The organism is Citrobacter sp. TBCS-14, from assembly GCF_005280805.1.
Taxonomy (GTDB): domain Bacteria; phylum Pseudomonadota; class Gammaproteobacteria; order Enterobacterales; family Enterobacteriaceae; genus Citrobacter; species Citrobacter gillenii.
Map to the genome: position 1 here is coordinate 1 of NZ_SZWM01000255.1, position 210 is coordinate 210.

General features: G+C 52.9%; 1 pseudogene. It reads left to right on the forward strand.

Annotated features, from left to right (window positions below):
* A pseudogene (srlE, locus tag FDX22_RS30930) lies at nucleotides 1–210 on the forward strand (PTS glucitol/sorbitol transporter subunit IIB); the annotation flags it as partial.

Consider the following 210-nt stretch of genomic DNA (forward strand, 5'->3'; position numbering starts at 1 on the left):
ACGACACCAGCAAAAAAATCACTGAACAGAGCGATGGCCTGCTGGCAAAAGTTGGCATGGGCATGGGTTCAGCCGTTGCAGTGCTGTTCCAGTCTGGGCGCGACACCATCGATACCGTCCTGAAAACTATTTTGCCATTTATGGCGTTCGTCTCGGCACTGATCGGCATCATTATGGCTTCCGGTTTGGGTGACTGGATAGCCCATGGAC